Below are 21,598 nucleotides of genomic sequence, written 5' to 3'. Positions count from 1 at the left end.
TGCGCTCCGTCCTGCGTGCCGGACAAGATTCGCACAGCTGCCACGCCCTCAGCAGCCCGGTGCCCGGCTGACCTGGGCCAGGACCAGGACCGTGTCGTCGGCCGGGGGGCCGGGGAGCAGGTTCGCCAGGATGCGGTCGGCCGCCTCCTCCATCGTGCCCCGCGCCTGCCGCAGCTGGTCGCGCAGCGCCTCCATGCCGGCGTCGATGTCCCGGCCCCTGGCCTCGATGAGGCCGTCGGTGTAGAGGGCCAGCGTGGCACCTTGCGGAAGGTCCAGTTCCGTCGTGGCGAACGGGAACCCGCCCACGCCCAGCGGCACCCCGGGCGCGTCCGTCACCGCCTCGACCGTGCCGTCCGGGAGGCGGACCAGGAGCGGCGGGTGGCCCGCGTTGGCCAGGCGGGCGCGCCCGGTCGCGGGGTCGTAGAGCAGGTAGAGGCAGGTGGCGAGTTCGATCCCGGCCTCCCGCGCGCAGGCGTCGAGTTCGGCGAGCAGCGCACCGGGGTCCGCGTGGTGCCGGGCCAGTGCCTTGGCCGTGATGCGCAGCCTGCCCATCGACGCCGCCGCCCGCACCCCGTGCCCCATCACGTCGCCGACGACGAGGGCCACCCGGTCGGCGGGCAGGCTGATCACGTCGTACCAGTCGCCGCCCACCTCGGTGACGGGTCCGGCGGGCAGGTACCGGTGGGCGACGCGCACGTACGGGCCGGCGCCGGTGGCGCCGGGGAGCAGGGCCCGCTGAAGGGTGAGCGCGATGTCCCGCACCCGGCCGTAGAGGCGTGCGTTGTCCAGGCAGAGCGCCGCGCGGGAGGCCAGCTCACCGGCCAGCCCCAGGTCCTCCTCGGTGAAGGCCGGGCGGGCCGCCGCCCTGCCGAACATGGTGATGCCCTGGACCGTTCCCCTGGCGATGAGCGGGGCGATGAGGATGTCCGACAGCCCGCTGGCGAGCAGCAGCCGGGCGCGCTCCTGGTGGACGACGGTGCGGGTCGTGAACTCCTCGTTGACGGGGACGGACAGGGGGCGTCCCGTACGGAGCATGGCGTGGATGCTGGAGCCCGGCGGGTAGGTGACGTGCTCCAGCCCGCCGACGAGTTCGTCCGCGGGCGGGGGCAGGACGGTCCCGGCGGCGATGCGGCGGGTGACCAGCGGGAGGTCCGGGTCGAACACCTCGGGGTCCTCGGGCGCCCGGTCGACGAGTTCCACGACGGCGCCGTCGCAGAACTCGGGGACCACGGTCTCGACCAGTTCCCGCGCGGTGACGCGCAGGTCGAGGGTGGTGCCGATGCGGGCCCCGGCCCGGTCCAGCAGGGCGAGCCGCCTGCGGGCCGCCGTGGCCTCCAGGATGGCGTGTTCGCGGTCGGTCACGTCCACCAGCAGCCCGCCCACACCCGGGCGGGTGTCACCGGCGCCGCTGAGCGCGAACAGGCTCACGGACCGGACCTGGTCGCGGTCGGGGCGGCCCGGTGTGCGCAGGCCCACCAGGGCGCCGACCACGGGGCGCCCTCCCCGGGCCACGCCCCGCAGCCTGCGCTCGTACTCGCCCCCGTCGGAGGTGAGCATGACCTCGGTCATGCGGCGTCCGAGGTGGTCCGCGATGGACATGCCGTCCATGTCGGCCAGTGCCTGGTTGAGGTGGACGTACCGCAGGTGCGCGTCGAGCATGACCAGGCCGATGGGGCAGGTCTCGAAGAGGGCGTCGAGGAAGGCCAGGTTCGTCTTGACCCGGTCGAGGTCCTCGCCCCTGCTGGCCAGACCCATGATCACCGAGCTGCCGCCGGGGCCGGTGACGGGGAAGACCCGGAAACCGCAGTCGAAGACCGTCCCGTCGCGGTGTGCGGCGGGCATGCGGACCCGCCAGTAGCCGAGCGTGCGGCCGCGCTCGACCAGCTGCGCGGCGGCCGTGGGGCGGCCCGGCGGCGGGGCGGGGAACAGGATGTCGGCCGGTCCGCGGAGCACGGCTGCGGCGGGGTGTCCGAAGAGGTCCTCGGCGCCGGGACCCCAGTAGCGGATGCCGCCCTCGTCGTCGAGGCCGAAGACCGCCACGGTCACGTGCTCCAGCAGCGTGCCGGGCTCCGACCTCAGGAGGCCAGGGGACTGCTCGCGCTCGCCCCCCGGCGGATCCGTCGGCACCAGACGCCCCCTTTCGGGCTTCCCGGCCTCCCGGCCTCACGGCCTCCCGTCAATTCTGCCCCCACCCCGTCCCCCGGACCCACTCGCGCCCGTTGATCGCTCGGGCGCGTACGTCCGCCGCCGGCCGCACCTGCGCCGCCGGCCGCGCGTCCGCTGTCCGCTGTCCGCTGTCCACCGAGTCGAGGAACGACATGCTCCTGTCCCTGAACCGACGGCTGGCCGTCGGTGCCGCCCTGCTGGCCGTGCTGGCCGGCGCGGCGCCGGCCACTGCCGCCCACGCCGCCGAGGCGCCCGCCGACCTCCAGGCCCTGGTCCGGGCCCTGCGCCAGACGACCGATGCCGGAGCGCCCGGCGCCCTGGCGCGGATCACCGGCCCCGGCGGGGTCCAGTCCCGGGCGGTGGGGGTGCGCGACCGGGCCACGGGCGCGGCCATGGACACCCGCTCCCGCTTCCGCATCGGCAGCGTCACCAAGACGTTCTCCGCCGTGGTGCTGCTGCAGCTCGTGGCCGAGGGCAGGCTCCGGCTGGACGCCCCGGTCAACCACTACCTGCCGGGACTGCTGCCCGACGACCGGATCACCGTGCGCCACCTGCTGAGCCACCGCAGCGGGCTGGCCGACTACACGGACGCCATGTTCGCGCGGACCGTGCCCGGTTTCGAGGCCGTGCGCACGAAGGTGTTCGGCTACCGGGAGCTGGTGGGCCTCTCCCTGAAGGAACCGAGGACGACCCGACCGGGCGCGGCGTACTCGTACTCGAACACCAACTTCGTGGTCGTCGGCATGCTCGTCGAGAAGGTCACCGGGCATGCGGTGGGCGAGGAGTACGAGCGCCGGATCATCAGGCCGCTGGGCCTGCGCAACACCTCGTACGTGCACCCCCGGACCCGGATCGACGGGCGGCACGCACGCGGCTACCTCCACCCCGACGAGGAGGGCGCGCCGCTGGTCGACTCCACCGAGCAGACCGTGTCCTGGGCGCAGTCCGCCGGGGCGGTGATCTCCGACCCGGCCGATCTGAACGCCTTCACCTCCGCACTGCTCGGCGGCAGGCTGCTGGCGCCGCGGATGCTGGACGCCATGCTGGAGATGACCCCGACGGACGCCGCCCGCACCCGCTTCTACGGGCTGGGCCTGCGCCGCTACGACCTGTCGTGCGGCACGTCGGTGTACGGCCACACGGGCACCGTGCAGGGCTACTACACGTACGCGTTCGCGACCCGTGACGGCCGCCGCAGTCTCACCGCCATGGCGAACACCTCGAACCGGGGCGCCGCGAACACGGCGCTGGGCGGGACGCTGGAAGCCGCCTTCTGCGGCAAGCAGTCCAGGTCGGCCACCGCGCGCGGCTTCGCCGTCGCTCCGGCCGAGGTGGATCTGCCGGAGCACCACGCGCGCTGAGCCGCGCCCGCCGTGCCCCGTCCGGGGGGTAGCCCCCGGACGGGGCGCCGTGGATCATGACAGGACGCCGGCCCGCCGGCCGCGCGCCCCTGCCCCCGAGCCCAGGAGATACGTGTGTCCTCCGCGTCGAGTTATGCGTCCGGTGCCTGCGACGTGCCGCTGCTGGGCGACACCATCGGAGAGAACCTGGACCGCACCGTGCGGCGGTTCCCGGGGCACGACGCCCTCATCGACCGGGCCTCCGGGCGCCGTTGGACGTACGCCGAGCTGGCGGCCGACGTCGACGCCCTCGCGCTCGGGCTGCTCGGCCTCGGCATCGCCAAGGGCGACCGGGTCGGGATCTGGGCACCGAACCGTGCCGAGTGGACGCTGGTGCAGTACGCCACCGCCAGGATCGGTGCGGTCCTCGTCACCGTGAACCCGGCCTACCGCTCGCACGAACTCGAGTACGTGCTGCGGCAGTCCGGGATCCGGCTGCTGGTCGCGGCGGAGCGCTTCAAGACCTCCGACTACGCGGCCATGATCGCGCAGGTGCGGCCGCGCTGCCCGGAGCTGGAGTTCACGATCCTGCTGGAAGGACCCGAGTGGGCCGCCCTGCTGGAGCGCGGCCGGCAGGGCGACCCGGCCGACCTGGCCCGGGCTCAGGCGGCGCTCAGTGCGGACGACCCGATCAACATCCAGTACACCTCGGGCACGACGGGCTTCCCCAAAGGGGCGACCCTTTCGCACCACAACATCCTCAACAACGCCTTCTTCGTCGGCGAGTTGTGCCACTACACCGAACGGGACCGGGTCTGCATCCCGGTGCCGTTCTACCACTGTTTCGGCATGGTGATGGGCAACCTGGCGTGCACCAGCCACGGTGCGGCCATGGTGATCCCCGCGCCGTCGTTCGACCCCGCGGCCACGCTCGCCGCGGTCGAGGCGGAGTCGTGCACCTCGCTCTACGGGGTCCCCACCATGTTCATCGCCGAACTGGCCGACCCCGGCTTCGACGGCTACGACCTGTCCAGCCTGCGGACGGGGATCATGGCGGGCTCGCCCTGCCCGGTCGAGGTGATGAAGGAGGTCATCGAGCGGATGGGCATGGCCGAGGTGTCCATCTGCTACGGGATGACGGAGACCTCGCCGGTGTCGACGCAGACCCGCGCGGACGACTCCGTCGAACGCAGGGTGTCGACCGTGGGCCGCGTCGGACCGCACCTGGAGGTGAAGGTGGTCGATCCGCAGTCCGGCCGGACGGTGCCCCGCGGAGAGCCGGGCGAGCTGTGCACCCGGGGCTACTCGGTGATGCTCGGCTACTGGGGCGAGCCGGAGCGGACCGCCGAGGCCGTCGACGCGGCGCGCTGGATGCACACGGGCGACCTGGCGGTCATGGACGGCGAGGGCTATCTGAGCATCACCGGCCGCATCAAGGACATGGTGATCCGCGGCGGCGAGAACCTCTACCCGCGCGAGATCGAGGAGTTCCTCCACACGCACCCCGACATCCTGGACGTCCAGGTCATCGGCGTGCCCGACCCGAAGTACGGGGAGGAGCTGATGGCGTGGGTGCGGATGCGGGAGGGCGCAGAACCCCTGACCGCCGCGGACGTGCGCGCCTTCTGCGAGGGCCGGCTCGCCCATTTCAAGATCCCGCGCTACGTGCACGTCGTGGAGGAGTTCCCGATGACGGTCACCGGGAAGATCCGCAAGATCGAGATGCGCGAGGCGGCGGCCCGCCTGCTGGACCCTTCGTCCGACAGGCCGTGAGGGCCGCCGCGCCCGCTCGGTGGATCAGTCCTTGCCGAGGAGCCCGTTCATGGTCGCGATCTCGGCGCTCTGGGAGCTGATGATGGCCTCGGCCATCGTCTTGGCCTCGGGGAAGGCGCCTTGCGCGCGCTCCGTCCTCGCCATCGCGACGGCCCCTTCGTGGTGCTTGATCATGAGTTCCATGAAGGCGGTGTCGAACGCCGTGCCGGAGGCGTTCCCCAGCTTCTCCATCTCGTCGGCGGTCATCATCCCGCCGCCGTCCCCGTGACCGGCGTGGCCGGCGGCGCCCGCGGGGGGCACCTGCTCGCCCCAGGAGGTCAGCCACCCGGACAGGGTCTTGATCTCCGGGTCCTGGGCCTTCTTGATCGCCTCGGCGAGCTCCTTCACCTCCGCGGATGCGGCCCGGGAGGGAGCGAGGTCAGCCATCTCCACGGCCTGGCGGTGATGGGGGATCATCCCCTGGGCGAAGGCGACGTCGGCGGCGTTGTGCTGCCCCTGCGTGGCGGGGGACGAGGCCGACGGGGACGCGGACGGGGCGGCGTGGCCGCCGTGCGCGGCGCCGCCGTCGTCGGCCGCGCCGCAGGCGGCGAGGACGAACGAGGCCGTCACGGCGACGGCGACGGCGGAGCTGCGGCGGATCGGGGAACGGTTCTTGCTCATGGTGGAACGACTCCTTGAGGTGTGAGGACAGGGCGGAGCGCGGCCCCCGGGAGGGGTGCCGTGCGGGCCGCTCTACACGCGCAGGAGTTGCAGTTCCGCGAGGTCCGGCGGGGCGCGCCCGCTCTCGGCCGGCGCCGTGGCGCGGGTGGCGAAGACCGCGGGCGCACAGGCGCCCGGGAGGGCGGCCGCGAGCGCGGGCGGCGCGTAGGGGGTGGTGGTCCCGGTCGCGGCGCAGGTGGCGTCCGCGTGGTGCACATGGCCCTGGCCGTCGGCGCCGTGCGCGCAGTCCCCATCCGTCCGGGAGTGGCCGGAGCCGTGCCCGGCCGGGGCGACCGCGTGCGCCCGTTCGGGCGGGACGGGCGTCGTCCCGGTCCCCAGCCCGTGCATGGCCAGGACACCGGCCAGGACGGCGAGCACCAGCAGCAGGCGGCCGGGCCCGGTGGGGCGGCGGCGCGACGGCTGCGGGACGGGGATCATGCGGTCATCCTACGGTCCCGCCCCGCCCGCGCCCCGGCGGGAGTACTCCGACGGCGCGTCCGCGCCGCGGGCGAGGGAGCCTCGGCACCGCAACCGGCGCCGCACGAGGGGGCTCGCGACAATGTCCGGATCAACTCCGTCCATTTCGGTGGGGGAACGCTACGATCACAGCGTGATCACAGGCGGCCCGCGACGCACCTCGCGCGTCGGCCTGTTCGCCGGGATCCTGAGCGCGCTGCTGTTCGCGGTGCTGCACTGCTCCTTCCACCTTTCCGGCGACGGGCCCGCGCCGTCCGCCGCCGCCCCCGTCGGCGCGGCGGCAGCGGGGACCGCCGCTCAGCCGGCCCATCCGGCCCATCCGGCCTATCCGGAGCACCACGCCGACTGCCTCTCCCCCGGCCTGGCCCCGCAAGCCCAGAAGGAGCCCCGCCACCCGGCGGACGCGGAGCCCGCGCTCCCCCTCACCCCTGTCGCCGATCCCTCGTCGGCGGGCCCGGCCGGGCCCCTCGGCGCCCGGGCCGCACCGGCGGCCCGGACCGGACGCTCCACGCTGACCAGCGTGTGCAGATGGCGCATCTAGACCGCTCCCGTCCCGCACGAGCGACGTCCTGACGCATCATCGAGCGAGAGCGGACCAATGGATTCCTCCCTCACCAACGTGACACCCCCTGCCCGCACCACCCTGTCCGGGCTGGTCGGCAACACTCCCCTGCTGCGCGTGTCGGAGCCGCTGGCCCCGGCCGGAAGCGGCTTCTGGGCGAAGCTGGAGGGCTTCAACCCCGGCGGCATCAAGGACCGCCCCGGCCTGCACATGGTCGAGCGGGCCCGCGCCCGGGGCGAACTGAAGCCCGGCGCCCGGATCATCGAGTCCACCAGCGGCACCCTGGGCCTGGGCCTCGCCCTGGCCGGCATGGTCTACGGACACCCCGTCACCCTGGTCACCGACCCGGGTCTGGAAAGGTCGATGACCCGGCTGCTGACCGCCTACGGGGCCCAGGTCAACGTCGTCGCCGAACCGCACCCCACCGGCGGCTGGCAGCAGGCCCGGCGGGACCGCGTCAGCCGGCTCATGGCGCGGCACCCCGGTTCGTGGTGCCCCGACCAGTACAACAACCCCGACAACACCACCGCCTACACGCCGCTGGCCCTGGAACTGGCCACCGAGCTGGGCCACATCGACGTCCTGGTGTGCAGCGTCGGCACCGGCGGGCACTCCGCCGGGATCTCCCGCGTGCTGCGCCGGCTCTACCCCGGACTCTCCCTGGTCGGGGTGGACACCGTGGGCTCCACCATCTTCGGCCAGCCGGCCCGCACCCGGCTGATGCGCGGGCTCGGTTCGAGCATCTACCCCCGCAACGTCGCCTACGACCAGTTCTCCGAGGTGCACTGGGTCGCCCCGGCCGAGGCCGTGTGGGCCTGCCGCCGGCTCGCGACCTCCCACTACGCCACCGGCGGGTGGAGCGTCGGAGCGGTCGCCCTGGTGGCCGGGTGGCTGTCGCGCACCCTGCCCGAGGGCACCAGGATCGCCGCCGTCTTCCCCGACGGGCCGCAGCGCTACCTCAGCACGGTGTACGACGACGACTACTGCGCGGCCCACGGCCTGCTCGACGGCCCTCCCGCCGCCGAGCCCGATGTCATCGGCCGGCTGGACGAGAAGGAGGTCACCCAGTGGACGCGCTGCGCCTGCGTCGTCGACCCGCTCACCCTCGGCGGGGCCGGGGCGAAGGAGCCGACCCCGTGAAGGCGACCCTCGCACAGGTCCGTTCGTACGAGCGCAGCGTCCAGCTGCTGATGGTCAACCAGTTCACCATCAACCTCGGCTTCTACATGCTCATGCCCTACCTGGCCGCGCACCTGGCCGGGCCGCTGGGACTCGCCGGGTGGACGATCGGGCTGATCCTCGGCGTGCGCAACTTCAGCCAGCAGGGCATGTTCCTCATCGGGGGGACGCTGGCCGACCGCCTCGGGTACAAACCGATGATCATCGCCGGGCTCGGACTGCGGGTCGTCGGCTTCGCGACCCTCGGCCTGGTCGGCTCCGTGCCCGCGCTCATCGCCGCCTCCGCGGCGACGGGGCTCGCCGGGGCGCTGTTCAACCCGGCCACCCGGGCGTACCTCGCCGCGGACTCGGGTGAACGCCGGGTCGAGGCCTTCGCCCTGTTCAACGTCTTCTACCAGGCCGGCATCCTGCTGGGTCCGCTGGTCGGCATGGTGCTGACGGGGGTGGGCTTCCGCCTCACCTGCCTGGTCGCGGCCGCCGTCTTCGCGGTGCTCGGCATCGTACAGATCCGCGCGCTGCCGGCCCGCCGGGGCGATGACGCCCCCGACCGGGGGGCGGGCCCGCGCGCGAGGGTGTTCGCCCAGTGGCGCGGCATCCTGGCCAACCGGCCGTTCCTGCTGTTCTCCGGAGCCATGATCGGCTCCTACGTCATGGCCTTCCAGGTCTACCTGGCGCTGCCGCTGGACGTCCGGCGGCTGGAGGGCGGGGGCGCCTCCGGGACGGCCGCGGTGGCCCTGCTGTTCGCCGTGTCCGGGCTGAGCACCGTCCTGTTCCAGACCCGGGTCACCGCCTGGTGCAAGGCCCGCACGGAACCGGGGCGGGCCCTGTCGCTGGGGCTGCTGGTCATGGCCTCGGCCTTCCTGCCCCTGGCAGCGGCCGCGGCGCTGCCCGTGCCGCAGGGCGGCGTCGGGCGGTGGCTGCTGGCGGCGGTCCCCGCCGCGCTGTCGGCGCTGCTGCTGGCCCTGGGCACGATGATCGCCTACCCCTTCGAGATGGACACCATCGTGCGCCTCTGCGGTGATCGACTGGTGGCCACGCACTACGGGCTGTACAACACGGTCTGCGGTGTCGGCACGGCCCTCGGCAACCTGCTCACCGGTGCGGTCCTGGACGCGGCCCGGGCCGCGGGGTTCCCCGCGCTCCCCTGGCTGGGACTCGTCGCGCTGGGCCTGGGCTGCGCGGCCGCCCTGCACGCGCTGCACCGCTCCGGCCGCCTCGATCCCGCCACGCCTGGGGCACCCGCGGGAGCCACGGCCGTCTGAGGGCCCACCGGCCGGTACGTCCGTACGGTGCGTCCGTACGGTGCGGGGGCGCGGCCACGCCCGGCCGTCCGCCCCCGCACCGCGTCCACTGCCCGCATGCCGAGACCTTTCCGATCCCATCCGGCCTGCTCCCATGCGGATCACGCCATTGCGCCCGACGATTCAACTTCACTACGCACAAGCCGGGTTACGGTCCCGCCATGAATTCGAACACGCGGAGACCCGCGGCCTCCCCGCCCAGCCGCCGCACCCTCCTGCGCTCCGCCGTGGCGGGCACCGCGGCCGCCGGAGCGGGCCTGGCCCTCGGCCCGGCGTTCCCCGCCTCCGCCGCCACCGCGGAGGCGGAGGGCACGGACGGCCCGCTCACTCCCGCCCAGGCCCTGCGCCGGCTGGCGGCCGGGAACGAGCGATGGCGCAGGCAACTGCAGCAGCACCCGCACGAGTCCGCCGCGGTGCGCCGCCGGCTGACGCAGGGGCAGAACCCCTTCGCGGTCGTGCTCGGCTGCGTCGATTCCCGGGTCCCTCCGGAGCTCGTGTTCGACCAGGGCCTCGGCGACCTCCTGACCGTCCGGTCCGCCGGAGAGGTGCTCGACGAGGCCGTGCTGGGCAGCGTCGCCTACGGGGTCCTGGAGCTGCACATACCGCTGGTCCTCGTCCTGGCCCACCAGTCGTGCGGGGCCGTCGCCGCGGCGGTCCACGCCGACGAGACCGGTGAGCCGCTCCCCGCCCACATCCAGTACCTGGCCGACCAGATACGCCCCTCCATCGACCACCGACAGCACGGCCAGGCCCGTATCGACGCCACCGTCAACGCGCACGTGCGCGCGGTCCGCGCCCGCCTGGCGGCCGAGCCGGACCTCGCCGGGAAGGTCTCCTCCGGCGAACTGGCCGTGGTGGCCGCCCGCTACGAGCTCACCGACCAGCGGGTCCGCACGCTCGGCTAGGCCGTCTAGGGGTGTTTCGCCATCACGTGGCGCAGGTCCGGCGCGGTGGCGGCCGCCAGGTGGTCCACGACCGCGTGCCGGCTGCCCGTGCGCTCGTACACCGCGCGCTGGCGCTCCGCGCCGGTGCCCCGCCTGCGCAGCTCGCCGAGGAGCCGCTCGGCCTCGGCGAGATCGCCCGCCGCCGCCAGGCCGGGCTCGGCGCGGCGCAGGAGCGCCGAGGTCAGGATGTGGGCGGGCACGAGGTCGCCGGTGAGCGGGTCGATCCCCTCGCCGTGGTGGCCGTAGCGGGCCGCGAAGTGGTGGGCCGCCCGCAGCCGCGTCGCCGGGACGCAGGGCGGCGGGCTGCCGTCCGCCTCGATCTCGGCCGTCAGTGTCGTGCACAGGCCCCTGATCAGCAGGGCCAGCAGCACGGTGGTGTCCACGTCGGCGTTGACGTCCGCGATCCGGATCTCGAGGGTGGGCACGTGCTCGGACGGGCGGGCGAACCAGTAGATCATCCCCCGGTCGAGGATGACGCCCGAGCGCACCAGGGCGTCCGCAGTGGTTTCGTAGCGGGCCTTGTCCAGCAGCGGGGCGGGCCCCGCCGTCGGCCAGCGCCCGAACTCCACCGAGCGCCAGTCGGCGAAGCCGCTGTCCAGCCCCCCGGCGAACGGGGAGTTCACCGTGAGCGACTGGAGGGCCGGGAGGTAGGGCCGCAGGCGGTTGGCCAGGTCCAGGGCGCGGGGCTGGTCGAGGGTGCCGATGTGGACGTGGCAGCCGCACACCACCCCGAGCCTGCCGTCGACCACCGCGCGGTAGGCCTCGGCCATGCGCCGGTAGCGCGGGCCGTCGGTCACCGGCACGGCATGGGCCGGCGGGATCACGGCCGTCCCCGTACCCACCAGGAGGCATCCGGCCTCCGACGCGGCGCGGGCGGCGGTGTCCCGCAGGGCGGCGAGCTCGTCGCGCAGCTCGGTGCCCGTGCGGACGGGCTGGGTACAGACCTCGAGCTGGCAGGTGTAGAACTCGGCCTGGGCCTGGTCGCCGAGCCCGGCGAGCGACCTGAGCACCCGCGGGGCCCGCGGTACCGGTGCCCGTGTGCGGGCGTCCACGAGGAAGAACTCTTCCTCCACTCCCATGGTGAGCACCACGACCCGCCTCCCGTCGTCAGACGTGCGACCGGAGGGCACCCCCACCGCGAACCAGGCTCCGCGCCGTCGTCGCCCGGCCGCCGTCGTGGCGGGCGTCTGCCCCCTACAGTGTGCTCCATGCACGGCCGGGGGGCGCTACGGACCAGGTCGCGCGGGCGGTGGTCACCGTACGGTCACCAGCGGTCACGCAGGGGTCACCCCTGCCCGGAGGGGCCGTTCGGGGCTTGAAGTAGCGTTCGGTGGATGACCACACCGCCGCCCCACCAGGCCCCCGGCCCGTACGGGCCCCCGCAGTACCAGCAGCCGTACCAGCACCCGCAGCAGCCCCCTCCTGCCCACCCGCAGCAGTACCCGTACCCGTACCCGGGGCAGCAGCCGTTCCCTCCGCCGCGCAAGAACCGGACCGGCATGGTGGTCGGAGTCGTGGCGGCCTCGCTCGCCGGGCTCGGAATCCTCGCCTTCGCGGTGAGCCGGATCGCCGGGGCGGGGGCCCTGGCGAGCGGGTCCGGGTTCCCCGAGGCCGAGTACCGGCTCACCGTGCCGCAGACCCTGCTGAAGGGCGAGTACGAGCTGGACCAGGACCTGTCGCAGACCGAGGGCGCGGCAGCGCTCAAGGGCGCCTACGATCCGAAGATCCGCAACCCCGAGCCGGTGGTCGGCCAGTACGGCGCCGCATCCCCGAAGGGGGCCGGCGCCCTCGTCTTCTCGGGGATGTACGGCCAGTTCAAGGACCCCGCGACGGCCCGCAAGAAGATGCTCTCCGGCGCCGCGGACGCCAAGGGCGCCACCCTGGCCGTCCCGCCGCGGGAGATCACGCCCGCCGGTTCCGGGATCACCGTCTCCTGTCAGGTGCTGACGATGACGCAGGAGGGCGTGAAGACCACCCTGCCGATGTGTGCCTGGGCGGACGAGAACACGGGCGCGTCGGTCGGCCTCGTCACGCCGGAGATCGCGCTGCAGGACCCGGCGGCCGTGGACCTGGCCACGTGCGCCGAGACCACCCTCCAGGTGCGGACGGAGACCCGGCAGCCGATCGGCTGAGCGGGTCCGCCCCGCAGACCGGACGGCCTGCGGGGCGGGGCCTGCGGGGCGGGGGCCCTGCGGGCGGGTGCTACGAGGTTCGCGGCGGGGCCCCGAAGCTCGTGAACGCGCTGCGCTTGGGCAGGCGGTAGGCCTCGCGGCCGGTGATCGCGTTGAGGATCGTGGCGTTGCGCACCGCGCCGATGTCCAGGTTCGGCGAGGAGACCCCGTGGCTGTGCGTCTCGGCGTTCGCGACGAACACGCGGCCGGTGATGCCGGCCTCGAGTTCGACCGAGTGGTCCAGGCGTACCCGGTGGCGGCCGCGGCCGTCGCGCAGCAGCAGGTCCTCGATCGGTTTCAGGAACACGGGCCGGCGGTTGCGGTAGCCGGTCGCGGCCACCACCAGGTCGGTGGTGTGCACGAAGGTCTGGCCGGTGTCGCGGTGCCGGCAGGACAGCGCCGCCCGTCCCGCGGCGTCCACGGCGGCGGACTCGACCGTCACGCCGAACCGCAGTTCCACTTCGGCCGGTCCGTGTTCCAGCTGGCGGCGGTAGAGCAGTTCGTGGATCTCCTCGAGGGTGTCGGTGGAGATCCCCTTGTAGAACTGCCACTGCTCGCGGGTCAGCCGGTCGCGCACCTCCTCGGGCAGGGAGTGGAAGTACTGCATGTACGCCGGAGTGGTCATCTCCAGCACCATCTTGGTGTAGTCCAGCGGGGCGAACGACGCGGTGCGCGTCAGCCAGCTCACCGCGGGCCCGCCGTCGAGGTTGCGGCCGAGCAGGTCGGCCGTGACCTCGGCCCCGGACTGGCCCGATCCGATCACGGTGACCTTCGCGGCGGCGTCCACGTCGGCTTCGCGGTACAGGTAGTCGGCGGTGTGCAGCAGCCTGGAGGGGGGCAGGGCCGCGAGGGCGTCAGGGACGTGCGGCGCTGTGCCGATGCCCAGGACGAGGTTGCGGGCGTGCATCCGCAGCGGCGTGCCGTCGCCGCGCACGGCGTGCACCGTGAAGTGTTCCCGGGCGGCGTCCCAGTGGACCTCCTCGACGCGGTGCGAGAAGCGCACCGAGGGGAGTTTCGCCGCGGCCCAGCGCAGGTAGTCCTCGTACTCGCGGCGGGAGGGGAAGAAGTTCTCGCGCACGGTGAAGGTGTAGAGCCGGTCCATGTCGTGGAGGTAGGTGAGGAACGACAGCGGATGGCCGGGCGCGACGAGGGTGACGAGGTCGGCGAGGAAGTTCACCTGCATCGAGGCGTCGCCGAACATCATCCCGCGGTGCCAGGTGAGTTCGGGCTGTTCCTCCAGGACGACGAGGTCGAGGCCGTCCACGGTGGAGGCGAGTGCGGCGAGTCCGAGGTTGAAGGGGCCGCAGCCGACGGCCACCACGTCGTGCTCGCTGACGGATGCGCCGAGGTCCCCGAGGGGCTTGCCGAGGGGCTTGCCGGGGGACTTGCCGAGGGGTTCGCTGACGGGTTCGCTCATCGGGGCAGGTCCTCCTCGCGGCGCGGGTGGATGAGCAGGGCGGCGGTCTTGTCCGGGAAGACGACCTCGCCGACGTGCCGGAATCCGGCGGCGGCGAACGCCGTGAGCGAGGCCGCGTTCGTCACGTCCGGCTCGGCGGCCACCCGGGTACACGCGGGGTCGGCGGCCAGCAGACCTTCGGCGAGCGCGCGCAGCAGGCGCCGGCCCAGGCCCTTGCCGGTGCGGCCCTGCTCGCCGATGGCGATGTGCAGGCCGAGGTCGTGGGGCAGGTGCCGGTAGTGGCCGGCGAGGCGGTCGCGCGTCACCCGGTAGACCTCGACGTAGGCGAGCGGCCGGCCCTCGAGTCCAATGAGGACGGGCAGGACGGCGTCACCGCGGAGGTGTCCGGAGATCTCCGCGGCCCAGCGCTCGCGGGGCCACGCCTGGTGCCAGAAGGCGTCGATGTGCGCGGACTGCATCCAGCCGTGCACGAGGTCCAGGTCGGCCCCTTCGGCGCGGGCGACGCGCGCCGACCAGGGGGCGGCCAGCTGCGGGAGCGGGGGGCCGGGGAGCGGGCCGGGCGGAGGGGCGGCGAGCCGGGCCGCTTCGTTGCGCGTCGGCTGCGCCGGGCTCATGGGGCGGCCTCCCGGAGGGGGTTGGGAGCTTCGAGGTAGACGGACTGGGCGTCGAGGGGGGCGAGGACCTCGTCGATGCCGTGCAGCCGGGTGAGCAGGTTGCCCTTGCAGGGCAGGGTGTCGGCTTCGATCCAGCGCCGGGCGAGCCGGTCGCCGTCGGGGCCGGCCGCGGCGAGGGCGGGCAGGGCGGCGCGCAGCCGGGCTACCAGTACGGCGAGCAGATCGCGCTCGTCCGCGAGGCCGTCGACGGCGAGCCGGCCGACCACGGACAGGGCCTGGTTGCGCAGCAGGTAGTAGGACAGCCGGTCGTCGACGAGGGCGTCGTCGACGACGGCCAGCGTGGAGGAGTCGGCGCCGAGCCGTCCCAGCAGTCCGGGGAGGTGGGAGGAGGCCAGGTAGTAGCCCTGGTTGTCGCGGAAGGTGCCGCCGGTGACCCGGCCGCGTTCGTCGAGCCGGACGAGGGTGTTCTGCTGGTGGGCTTCCAGGCCGATTCCGGTGGCGGCGTACAGGTGCAGCATGGGGACGAGTACCCGGTCGGTGTAGTCGGCCGTCCACTGCTCGGCGGCTCCGGCGCCGAGGCCCGCCACGAGGTCTCCGAGCGCGCTGCGGCCGAGTCCGGGGCGCGGGGCGACCAGGCCGACGAGGCAGCGCAGGTCGGCGATGCCGTGGGGCACTTCGCGTACGGCGACGTCGAGGCCGGTGACCTCGGGGCCCTGCGGGCGCCCGGGCTCGTCCACCGCGAGCCAGGCGGGGTCGCGGGTGATGGCGAAGCCGGGGTGGGCCCGGAAGGTGGTGTCCGCGTACCCGGCGTCGAGGAGGCGGTTGATCTCCAGGCCGCGGCGCAGTTCCGTACGGGTTGACTCGCGGCGGGAGTTGGTCAGCCGCAGGCCGAGCGAGAGCTTCAGCATCACGTCGGTGTCCGGCCGGTACACGGTGCGCAGGCTGGAGGTCGGCCACCACGCGGGGCCCAGCTCGCCGAGCGGTTCGAGCGCGCCGGAGTCGATCAGGGCGGCGATGCGCGGGCGGTGCAGCAGGTCGCGGGCCTGCCAGGGGTGCGCGGGAACGAGGACGCGGCCGTCGTGCAGCCGGCGTCCGGCGAGGTCGGCGAGGAGGGCGACGGTGTCCTGGCCGGCGAGGGACGGGGCCTTGTCCACGGCGTCGTGCGAGACCACCGCCTCGTCGGCGGCGAACCAGTGCAGCCGGAAGGAGCCGCGCAGTTCGGGCGAGAAGGCGGCCGCGTCGCGGTCCGAGATGCCGTCGCGGCTCTTGGGCGCGGGGTGGTTCAAGTGACCGAGGAGCAGGGCTTGTTCGGCGTCGAGGAAGCCGTCCACCGCGGCGGGGGGCTGCGGGTGCGTCCGCCGGTCGGCGATGAAGGCGGCGACGCGGCGTACGGACTCGGCGGTGCGCTCCACCAGGTCGGCGACCTCGCCCGGCGGAACCCCGCCGGGGCGGCTGCCACCGCGGACGGCGGCCTCGGTGGAGAGCAGCGCCACGGCGGTCACGGGGTCGGCGCTCGCGCCGAGCGGGCCGCCGGGCCCCTCCAGGCGGGCGGGGGCGAACCGGTGCAGTCCGGCCGGGGAGCGGTGGGTCACCTCGGTGACCAGGGCCAGTCCGGAGGCGGGGAGTTCGATCCGCAGCGGGCCGAGCGCTACCGGTGTGCCGGTCTCGAGCAGCCAGCAGCGCAACAGGGCCTCGATGTGGGCGTGTTCGGCGGCGGTCCGGGCGTCGGGCGCGTGCAGCGGGTCGCCGGGGGCGGGCTGGTCCGGGGCGGTTGCGGGGGCGGAAGCCGCGGCGGTGGTGCTCATGCGGCGCTCTCCTCTACGAGTCGTTCACAGGCGCGGCCGGCGTCGAGGACGAGGTCCACGAGGCCGTCGATGTCGTCCGGTGTGGCGGTCGGGTTGAGCAGGGTGAACTTCAGACACACCCGGGCCGGGGAGCCCGTCCCGGCGGTGCGGACCTCCGTGCGTCCGATGAGGGCGGTGCCCGCGTCCAGGAGCCGCCTGCGCAGGGCGCCGTTGAGCTGGTCGGCGGTGTCCGGATCGGCGCCCCGGTAGCGGAAGACCACGGTGGTCAGTGCGGCCGGGGAGACGAGTTCGAGCTCCGGTTCGGCGAGGATGCGGCGCTCGGCGTACCGGGCCAGGCCGTGGCAGGCGTCGACCATGCGGCCCAGTCCGGTGTGGCCGTACGCCAGCAGGGTGGCGGCGGCCTTCACGGCGTCGGGGCGCCGGGTGGTCTGCAGGCTGCGGCCGAGCAGGCCGTCGTATCCGGCTTCGGAGTCGTCGGCCGGGTTGAGGTAGGCGACCTCGCGGTCGAGCGCGGTGAAGGCGGTCGTGTCGGAGACCAGCAGGACACTGGTGGCGGCGGGCTGCCAGCCGATCTTGTGCAGGTCCAGGGTGACGGAGTCGGCCAGTTCCAGTCCGGCGAGCCGGCCGGCGAGCTGCTCGGAGAACAGGGCGCCGAATCCGTACGCGGCGTCCACGTGCATCCAGACGCCGTGCCCGGCGGCGATCTCGGCGATCTGCGGGAGCGGGTCGATGGAGCCGAAATCCGTGGTTCCGGCGGTGGCGACGACGGCGAGCGGGGTCCGGCCGGGGCCGAGCCGGTCCAGGGCGGCGGCCAGGGCCTCGGGCCGCATCCGCCACCGCTCGTCGGTGGGCACGAGGTGGACGGCCGACTCGCCGAGTCCCAGGGCGGCGCAGGCCCGTTGCACGGAGAAGTGGGCGAGTTCGGAGCAGAAGACGACCGGTCCGGTCAGGGCGGCCACCCCGTCCTGGCGGGCGTCGATTCCCCGGCGCAGGGCCGCGGCGTCCCGGGCCAGCAGCAGGCCGAGCAGGTTGGACAGCGAGCCGCCCGGGGTGAGGACGCCGTCGGCGCGCTCCCCCAGCCCGGCCAGGCGGGTCAGTACGCCGATGAGCCAGCGTTCGACGGCGATGGCCGCGGGGCCCGAATCATAGGTGTCCAGCGAGGCGTTGGTCACGCTCGCCAGGGTGTCCGCGGCGACGGCGACCGCCAGCGCGGGGGGCTGCAGGTGGGCGACGGCCCGCGGGTGCGACAGGTCGACGCCGTGTTCGACCAGCAGGGTGGCGAGCAGCTGGAGCGCTGCCTTGGGGCCGAGCCCCTCGGCGGGGAGGCGCGCCGGTCCCAGGGCCCGGGCGGCCGACGCGAGGACGGCGCCGGGGGCGCCGACGGGTAACGGCCCTGCCGGGCGGCGGGCGTTCAGGGCGGCGTCGAGGGCCTCGCCCAGAGCGGCGGAGACCTCGCCGAGTCCCTCGGGGGATCCGGCCAGCAGGGTGGGCGGGAAGGGCGGTGCCTCGGTGAGCGGTGCCTCGGTGAGCGGTGTCACGCCCTGGCCTCCTCAGGCTTCTGCCAGCGGGTTGGGGTGAGTGCCGTTCGGATACAGCGCGTGGCGCAGGGCGCGGTCGCCGTACCGGGTGACGACGATCCGGTCGCGGTTCAGGCCGTACCGGGGGATCTGGGGGGTGAGCAGGTCGTACTCGGCGAACCGTTCGGACAGTTCGGGGAAGCGGCGCTGGAAGTCGAGGATGGTCCGGCGGACCATGCGCCAGAACGTCTTCTCGGGTACGCCGAGCTGCTGCGCGCACAGCGGGGCCAGGTAGCGGAAGTGACCGACGAAGACCTGGTCGACCACGTGCTGGCGGATGATCGAGGGGTGTTTGCGGGGCAGGACGTGGTCGTGGCCGTCCGGCTCCGGTCCGCGTTCGGGCACGTCGGTGAAGGACACGCACACGTCGTCGACGAAGTCCTTGAGGTACAGGCGGGCCGGCACGTCGTCCTCGTCGTAGCCGATCAGGGTGTTCTGGCCGTGCGGGTTGAAGGTGACCCCGTACCGGTACAGCACGTGCACCAGCGGGACGAGCAGGGTGTCGAAGAGCCGGCGCAGCCATTCCTGCGGGTCGAGGCCGGAGGCCCGGACCAGTTCGGCCACGAAGGCGTCGCCGGCGTGGTCGACGTGGAGCAGCGAGGCGAAGGTGCGGACCCGCTCGCCGGGGTCCTTGCGGGCGGTGACGGACTCCCGCCAGATGCAGCCCAGGGTCTCCAGGTGCTGGTAGGGCGCGTCTTCCAGCGTGGAGAGGTAGGGGTGGCGGACGGTGACGGAGGCGACCTCGCCGAGGAAGACGGTGCGGCACTCCTCGGTCAGGAAGGCGTCGCGCTCCACCAGTCCGCGCAGCCACTGGGTGACGACGGGCGCGCCCATGGTGCAGTGCGGCGGTATGCCCCGCCATACCAGCGTGTTGAGGATCTTCAGCGGGAGTTTGACGTCGTGGCGGTCGGGGACGGTGACGTTGGCCATCGTGCGGATGGACTGCCCGGGCAGGTACGCGTCCGGGCTGTCACCCAGCGGGATGATGCGGCGCTGTGCGACGTCGGCCGCGTGCAGGATCTGGACGGCGTGGTCCCACTGCCAGGGGTGCACGGGCATCCACACGTAGCCCTGCGGGTCGACTCCGGCCGCGTGCAGCACCTGCGTGAAGCGGTTGCGGGTGGATTCGTCCAACTCGGCTGCCAGCAAGCTCTGTTCGGACAGGTCCGAGGTGCCGCGGAATTCGGCGAGGCCGCGGTGGACGGCCACCCACTGGAGCCTGAGCGGCTGGGCCGATTCGGGGGCGTACTGCCGCACGTCGGCGGCCGAGAAGCCGATGCGGCCCTTGTTGGCGACGAGCAGGTTGTGCCCCGTCATCCGGCATTCCAGCTCCGTGTGACCGAGGGCGCGGAGCTCGGCCACGGTCTCGCCGCCGTGGGTGATGCGCGCCGCATCGACGGCGAGGGTGGCGGACAGTTCGGTGAAGTACGTGGCGATCGTCGACGCGTCGCTGCCCAGCGTGGAAGCCGCTTCGAGGAGGAACCGCTGGGCGTCCCAAGCGGGTTCGGCCACCGAGTTGCCGAGCATTCCGGTGGCGGTGCGGGTGATCGACCGCGGGTCGACCCGCAGCCATCCGAAGGCTCCGGGTTCGGCGCGGAACGCGTAGGTCGTACCGCTGTCGAGGTCGACGCGGTAGCCGCCTCGTCCGGTTTCCGCCGCCTTGAGCATGTCCTCGAAGCACCACTCGCCCAACGCCTTGGCGAGAAGCCGCCGGTTGGCCTCCCGCCAGGCGGCGGGGGCCACTTCGGGGAGGGTGGGGACGGGATGGTCGGGGGGGATGGGCATCACACAGCTCCGTGGTCGCTGGATCGGCTCACCTGGGCAAGAGCGGCACAGGCACAGGTCAGATTAGGTAAGCCTCACCTAACCGACAAGGCCAGCTTCCAGCCACATCGTCGAGATGACGCGCCGTCAACAGAGCCTTAGGTTAGGCTAACCAAACCGTTATTCTTCCCGGATTCTTCTTCGAGGTGATCAGCGGTGCCCTCCTGCCCTCGTACGCCCCGATGGACTTTTGCCCTGGTCAGCGCGGGGGGCGTGGTGATGACCCTGGACGTGACCGTGGTCAACGTCGCCCTCTCGGACATCGCCCGGGACCTGGACACCGGCCTCGGCAGGGTGCAGTGGACGGTGTCCGCGTACTCGCTGGCCTTCGGCGCCCTGCTGCTCACCGCGGGGGCCCTGAGCGACCGCTTGGGGAGGCGCGCGGTGTTCACCGCCGGGATGGCGCTGTTCACCCTCGCCTCCGCGGGCTGCGGCCTGGCTCCCGACGCCGGCACCCTCATCGCCGCACGGGCGGCCCAAGGAGTCGGCGGCGCGCTGGTGTTCGCCCCGACGCTCGCCCTGCTGGCCGCCGCGTACGAGGGCGCCCGCCGCCAGGCCGCGATCGCGGCCTTCGCGGCGATCGCCTCCGCCGCCGGGGCCCTGGGGCCGGTGGTCGGCGGCGTCTTCGTCCAGGTGCTCGGCTGGCGGTGGATCTTCCTCGTCAACGTGCCGATCGGAGTGCTGGTCGTGGCCGGCGCCCTGGCCCGCATGCCGGAATCCGCTGCACCGGCACCAGCGCGCCGCCGCCTCGATCCCCTGGGCGCGGCACTCGGCGTCGCCGCCCTGCTGGCCCTGCACTATCCGCTCGTCACCGGGCCGGAGGCCGGCTGGACGGCCCCGCAGGTGCTGGGTTCCGCCGTCCTCGGCGTCCTGCTCTCGGCCGCCCTGGTGGCCAGTCAGCGGCGGGGCGGCGGCCTGATCGACATGGCACTGCTGCGGGTCCGCGCCTTCTCCGGGGCTGCCGTCCTGGGGTTCCTCGCCCGGATGTCGAGCCTGGGCGTCCTCGCGTTCACCACGCTGTGGCTGCAGAGCGCCCACGGGCTCTCGGCGCTCGGAGTCGGGCTGTACCTCCTTCCGCTGACGGGCAGTCTGCTGGTGGCCGGCCTGTTCGTCGCACGGCTGCAGCGGATGGTGACCCCCGACGTCCTGGTCGCCGCGGGCTTCGCCCTCCAGGGGCTGGGCCTGCTCGCCCTGGCCGCCGCCGCGGGGGCGCACGCCGGGCAGGCCGTCACGGTCGCCGGACTCGTGCTCCTCGGCGCGGGCGGCGCCGTCATCTTCCCGCCGCTGATGGGCGTGGCGGTGGGCGCGGTGCCCGCCGAGCGGGCCGGGATGGCCTCCGGGCTGACCAACTCCTGCTACCCGCTCGGCACCGCGGCGGGCGTCGCCGTGTTCGGGGCGCTGTTCTCCGCCCGGCTCGAGGCGGGGCTGGGGGCGGGGTTCGCAGCGGGACCGACGTCCGGCCCGCAGGGCCCCGTACCGGTACGGACGGCCGTGGAGACCGGCCGGTTCGAGCTCCTCGAACCGGCGTTGCGGCCCCTGGCCCGGTCGGCCTTCTCGGGCGCCTTCAGCACCGTCTGCCTGGCCTCGGCCCTGGTCTGCCTGCTGGGCGTGTTCGTCGCCCGCACCCTGCGGGCCGAGGCCCGAACCGTCGGGGGGGGCGGGGGGGGCCGCCCGGTGGGGGGGGGGCCGGGCGGGCGGGTGCACTCCAGCGAAATAGGTAGATCGGGGGGGGGGGGGGGAGTGTGGTAT

Annotated in this window: 17 protein-coding genes; 8 read left to right on the top strand and 9 right to left on the bottom strand. The window is 73.9% G+C overall.

The window, feature by feature from the left end:
• Positions 1-48: 48 nt before the first annotated feature.
• Positions 49-2,127, bottom strand: coding sequence for a SpoIIE family protein phosphatase (locus AB0D44_RS20750; protein ID WP_362592903.1), 2,079 nt, complete (start codon positions 2,125-2,127; stop codon positions 49-51).
• Between the two features lie 191 nt (positions 2,128-2,318).
• On the opposite strand from AB0D44_RS20750, the gene AB0D44_RS20745 reads away from it, so the two are divergent.
• Entirely contained in the window at positions 2,319-3,527 is a 1,209-nt protein-coding gene (locus tag AB0D44_RS20745; RefSeq protein ID WP_362592900.1) for a serine hydrolase domain-containing protein, read from the top strand.
• Between the two features lie 114 nt (positions 3,528-3,641).
• Positions 3,642-5,279: an AMP-binding protein gene (locus tag AB0D44_RS20740; RefSeq protein ID WP_362592897.1), complete on the top strand. Its 1,638-nt coding sequence runs from the start codon at positions 3,642-3,644 to the stop codon at positions 5,277-5,279.
• Positions 5,280-5,303: 24 nt separating this feature from the next.
• Here AB0D44_RS20740 and AB0D44_RS20735 read toward each other — a convergent pair whose 3' ends face one another.
• Positions 5,304-5,939, bottom strand: coding sequence for a DUF305 domain-containing protein (locus AB0D44_RS20735; protein ID WP_362592894.1), 636 nt, complete (start codon positions 5,937-5,939; stop codon positions 5,304-5,306).
• Positions 5,940-6,011: 72 nt separating this feature from the next.
• Positions 6,012-6,416 (bottom strand): DUF6153 family protein, encoded by a 405-nt coding sequence (locus AB0D44_RS20730; protein ID WP_362592891.1) that lies wholly within the window; start codon positions 6,414-6,416, stop codon positions 6,012-6,014.
• A gap of 172 nt (positions 6,417-6,588) precedes the next feature.
• On the opposite strand from AB0D44_RS20730, the gene AB0D44_RS20725 reads away from it, so the two are divergent.
• From AB0D44_RS20725 to AB0D44_RS20710, 4 genes are all read left to right on the top strand, one after another.
• On the top strand, positions 6,589-6,996 hold the full coding sequence (locus AB0D44_RS20725) for a hypothetical protein (protein WP_362592889.1): 408 nt from the start codon (positions 6,589-6,591) through the stop codon (positions 6,994-6,996).
• A gap of 57 nt (positions 6,997-7,053) precedes the next feature.
• Positions 7,054-8,157 carry a PLP-dependent cysteine synthase family protein gene (locus AB0D44_RS20720; protein ID WP_362592886.1) on the top strand — a complete coding sequence of 368 codons (1,104 nt, stop codon included), beginning with the start codon at positions 7,054-7,056 and terminating at the stop codon, positions 8,155-8,157.
• Positions 8,154-9,458, top strand: coding sequence for an MFS transporter (locus tag AB0D44_RS20715; RefSeq protein ID WP_362592883.1), 1,305 nt, complete (start codon positions 8,154-8,156; stop codon positions 9,456-9,458). Before AB0D44_RS20720 ends, AB0D44_RS20715 begins: the two co-directional genes overlap by 4 nt.
• A gap of 200 nt (positions 9,459-9,658) precedes the next feature.
• The gene (locus tag AB0D44_RS20710; protein ID WP_362592880.1) at positions 9,659-10,402 is read left to right on the top strand and encodes a carbonic anhydrase; all 744 of its coding nucleotides are present in this window, start codon (positions 9,659-9,661) and stop codon (positions 10,400-10,402) included.
• Between the two features lie 5 nt (positions 10,403-10,407).
• On the opposite strand, the gene AB0D44_RS20705 is transcribed toward AB0D44_RS20710, so the two are convergent.
• Positions 10,408-11,532, bottom strand: a complete 1,125-nt coding sequence (locus AB0D44_RS20705) for a glutamate--cysteine ligase (RefSeq protein ID WP_362592878.1) — start codon at positions 11,530-11,532, stop codon at positions 10,408-10,410.
• Between the two features lie 243 nt (positions 11,533-11,775).
• Here AB0D44_RS20705 and AB0D44_RS20700 point away from each other — a divergent pair, with 243 nt between their 5' ends.
• On the top strand, positions 11,776-12,573 hold the full coding sequence (locus tag AB0D44_RS20700) for a hypothetical protein (RefSeq protein WP_362592875.1): 798 nt from the start codon (positions 11,776-11,778) through the stop codon (positions 12,571-12,573).
• 70 nt (positions 12,574-12,643) lie between these two features.
• Here AB0D44_RS20700 and AB0D44_RS20695 read toward each other — a convergent pair whose 3' ends face one another.
• The 5 genes from AB0D44_RS20695 to AB0D44_RS20675 are packed head-to-tail and all read right to left on the bottom strand — an operon-like array spanning position 12,644 to position 19,810.
• Positions 12,644-14,029 (bottom strand): SidA/IucD/PvdA family monooxygenase, encoded by a 1,386-nt coding sequence (locus tag AB0D44_RS20695; RefSeq protein WP_362592872.1) that lies wholly within the window; start codon positions 14,027-14,029, stop codon positions 12,644-12,646.
• A complete protein-coding gene (locus tag AB0D44_RS20690; protein WP_362592869.1) occupies positions 14,026-14,643 on the bottom strand; it encodes a GNAT family N-acetyltransferase in 618 nt (205 codons plus the stop codon). The genes AB0D44_RS20695 and AB0D44_RS20690 overlap by 4 nt, the downstream gene beginning before the upstream one ends.
• The gene (locus AB0D44_RS20685; RefSeq protein WP_362592866.1) at positions 14,640-16,448 is read right to left on the bottom strand and encodes an IucA/IucC family protein; all 1,809 of its coding nucleotides are present in this window, start codon (positions 16,446-16,448) and stop codon (positions 14,640-14,642) included. The genes AB0D44_RS20690 and AB0D44_RS20685 overlap by 4 nt, the downstream gene beginning before the upstream one ends.
• The gene (locus tag AB0D44_RS20680; protein WP_362592863.1) at positions 16,445-17,986 is read right to left on the bottom strand and encodes a pyridoxal-dependent decarboxylase; all 1,542 of its coding nucleotides are present in this window, start codon (positions 17,984-17,986) and stop codon (positions 16,445-16,447) included. The genes AB0D44_RS20685 and AB0D44_RS20680 overlap by 4 nt, the downstream gene beginning before the upstream one ends.
• 12 nt (positions 17,987-17,998) lie before the next feature.
• Entirely contained in the window at positions 17,999-19,810 is a 1,812-nt protein-coding gene (locus tag AB0D44_RS20675) for an IucA/IucC family siderophore biosynthesis protein (RefSeq protein ID WP_362592861.1), read from the bottom strand.
• A gap of 195 nt (positions 19,811-20,005) precedes the next feature.
• Between AB0D44_RS20675 and AB0D44_RS20670 the strand changes: the two genes are divergently transcribed.
• Positions 20,006-21,598 (top strand): MFS transporter (locus AB0D44_RS20670; RefSeq protein WP_362592858.1); only part of this gene is annotated, 1,593 nt, incomplete at its 3' end.

This window comes from Streptomyces sp. NPDC048349 (assembly GCF_040651925.1).
In the GTDB taxonomy this organism is placed as follows: domain Bacteria; phylum Actinomycetota; class Actinomycetes; order Streptomycetales; family Streptomycetaceae; genus Streptomyces.
Note: the sequence above shows the minus strand (reverse complement) of the source record. Positions and strands in the feature narration are given on the sequence as shown.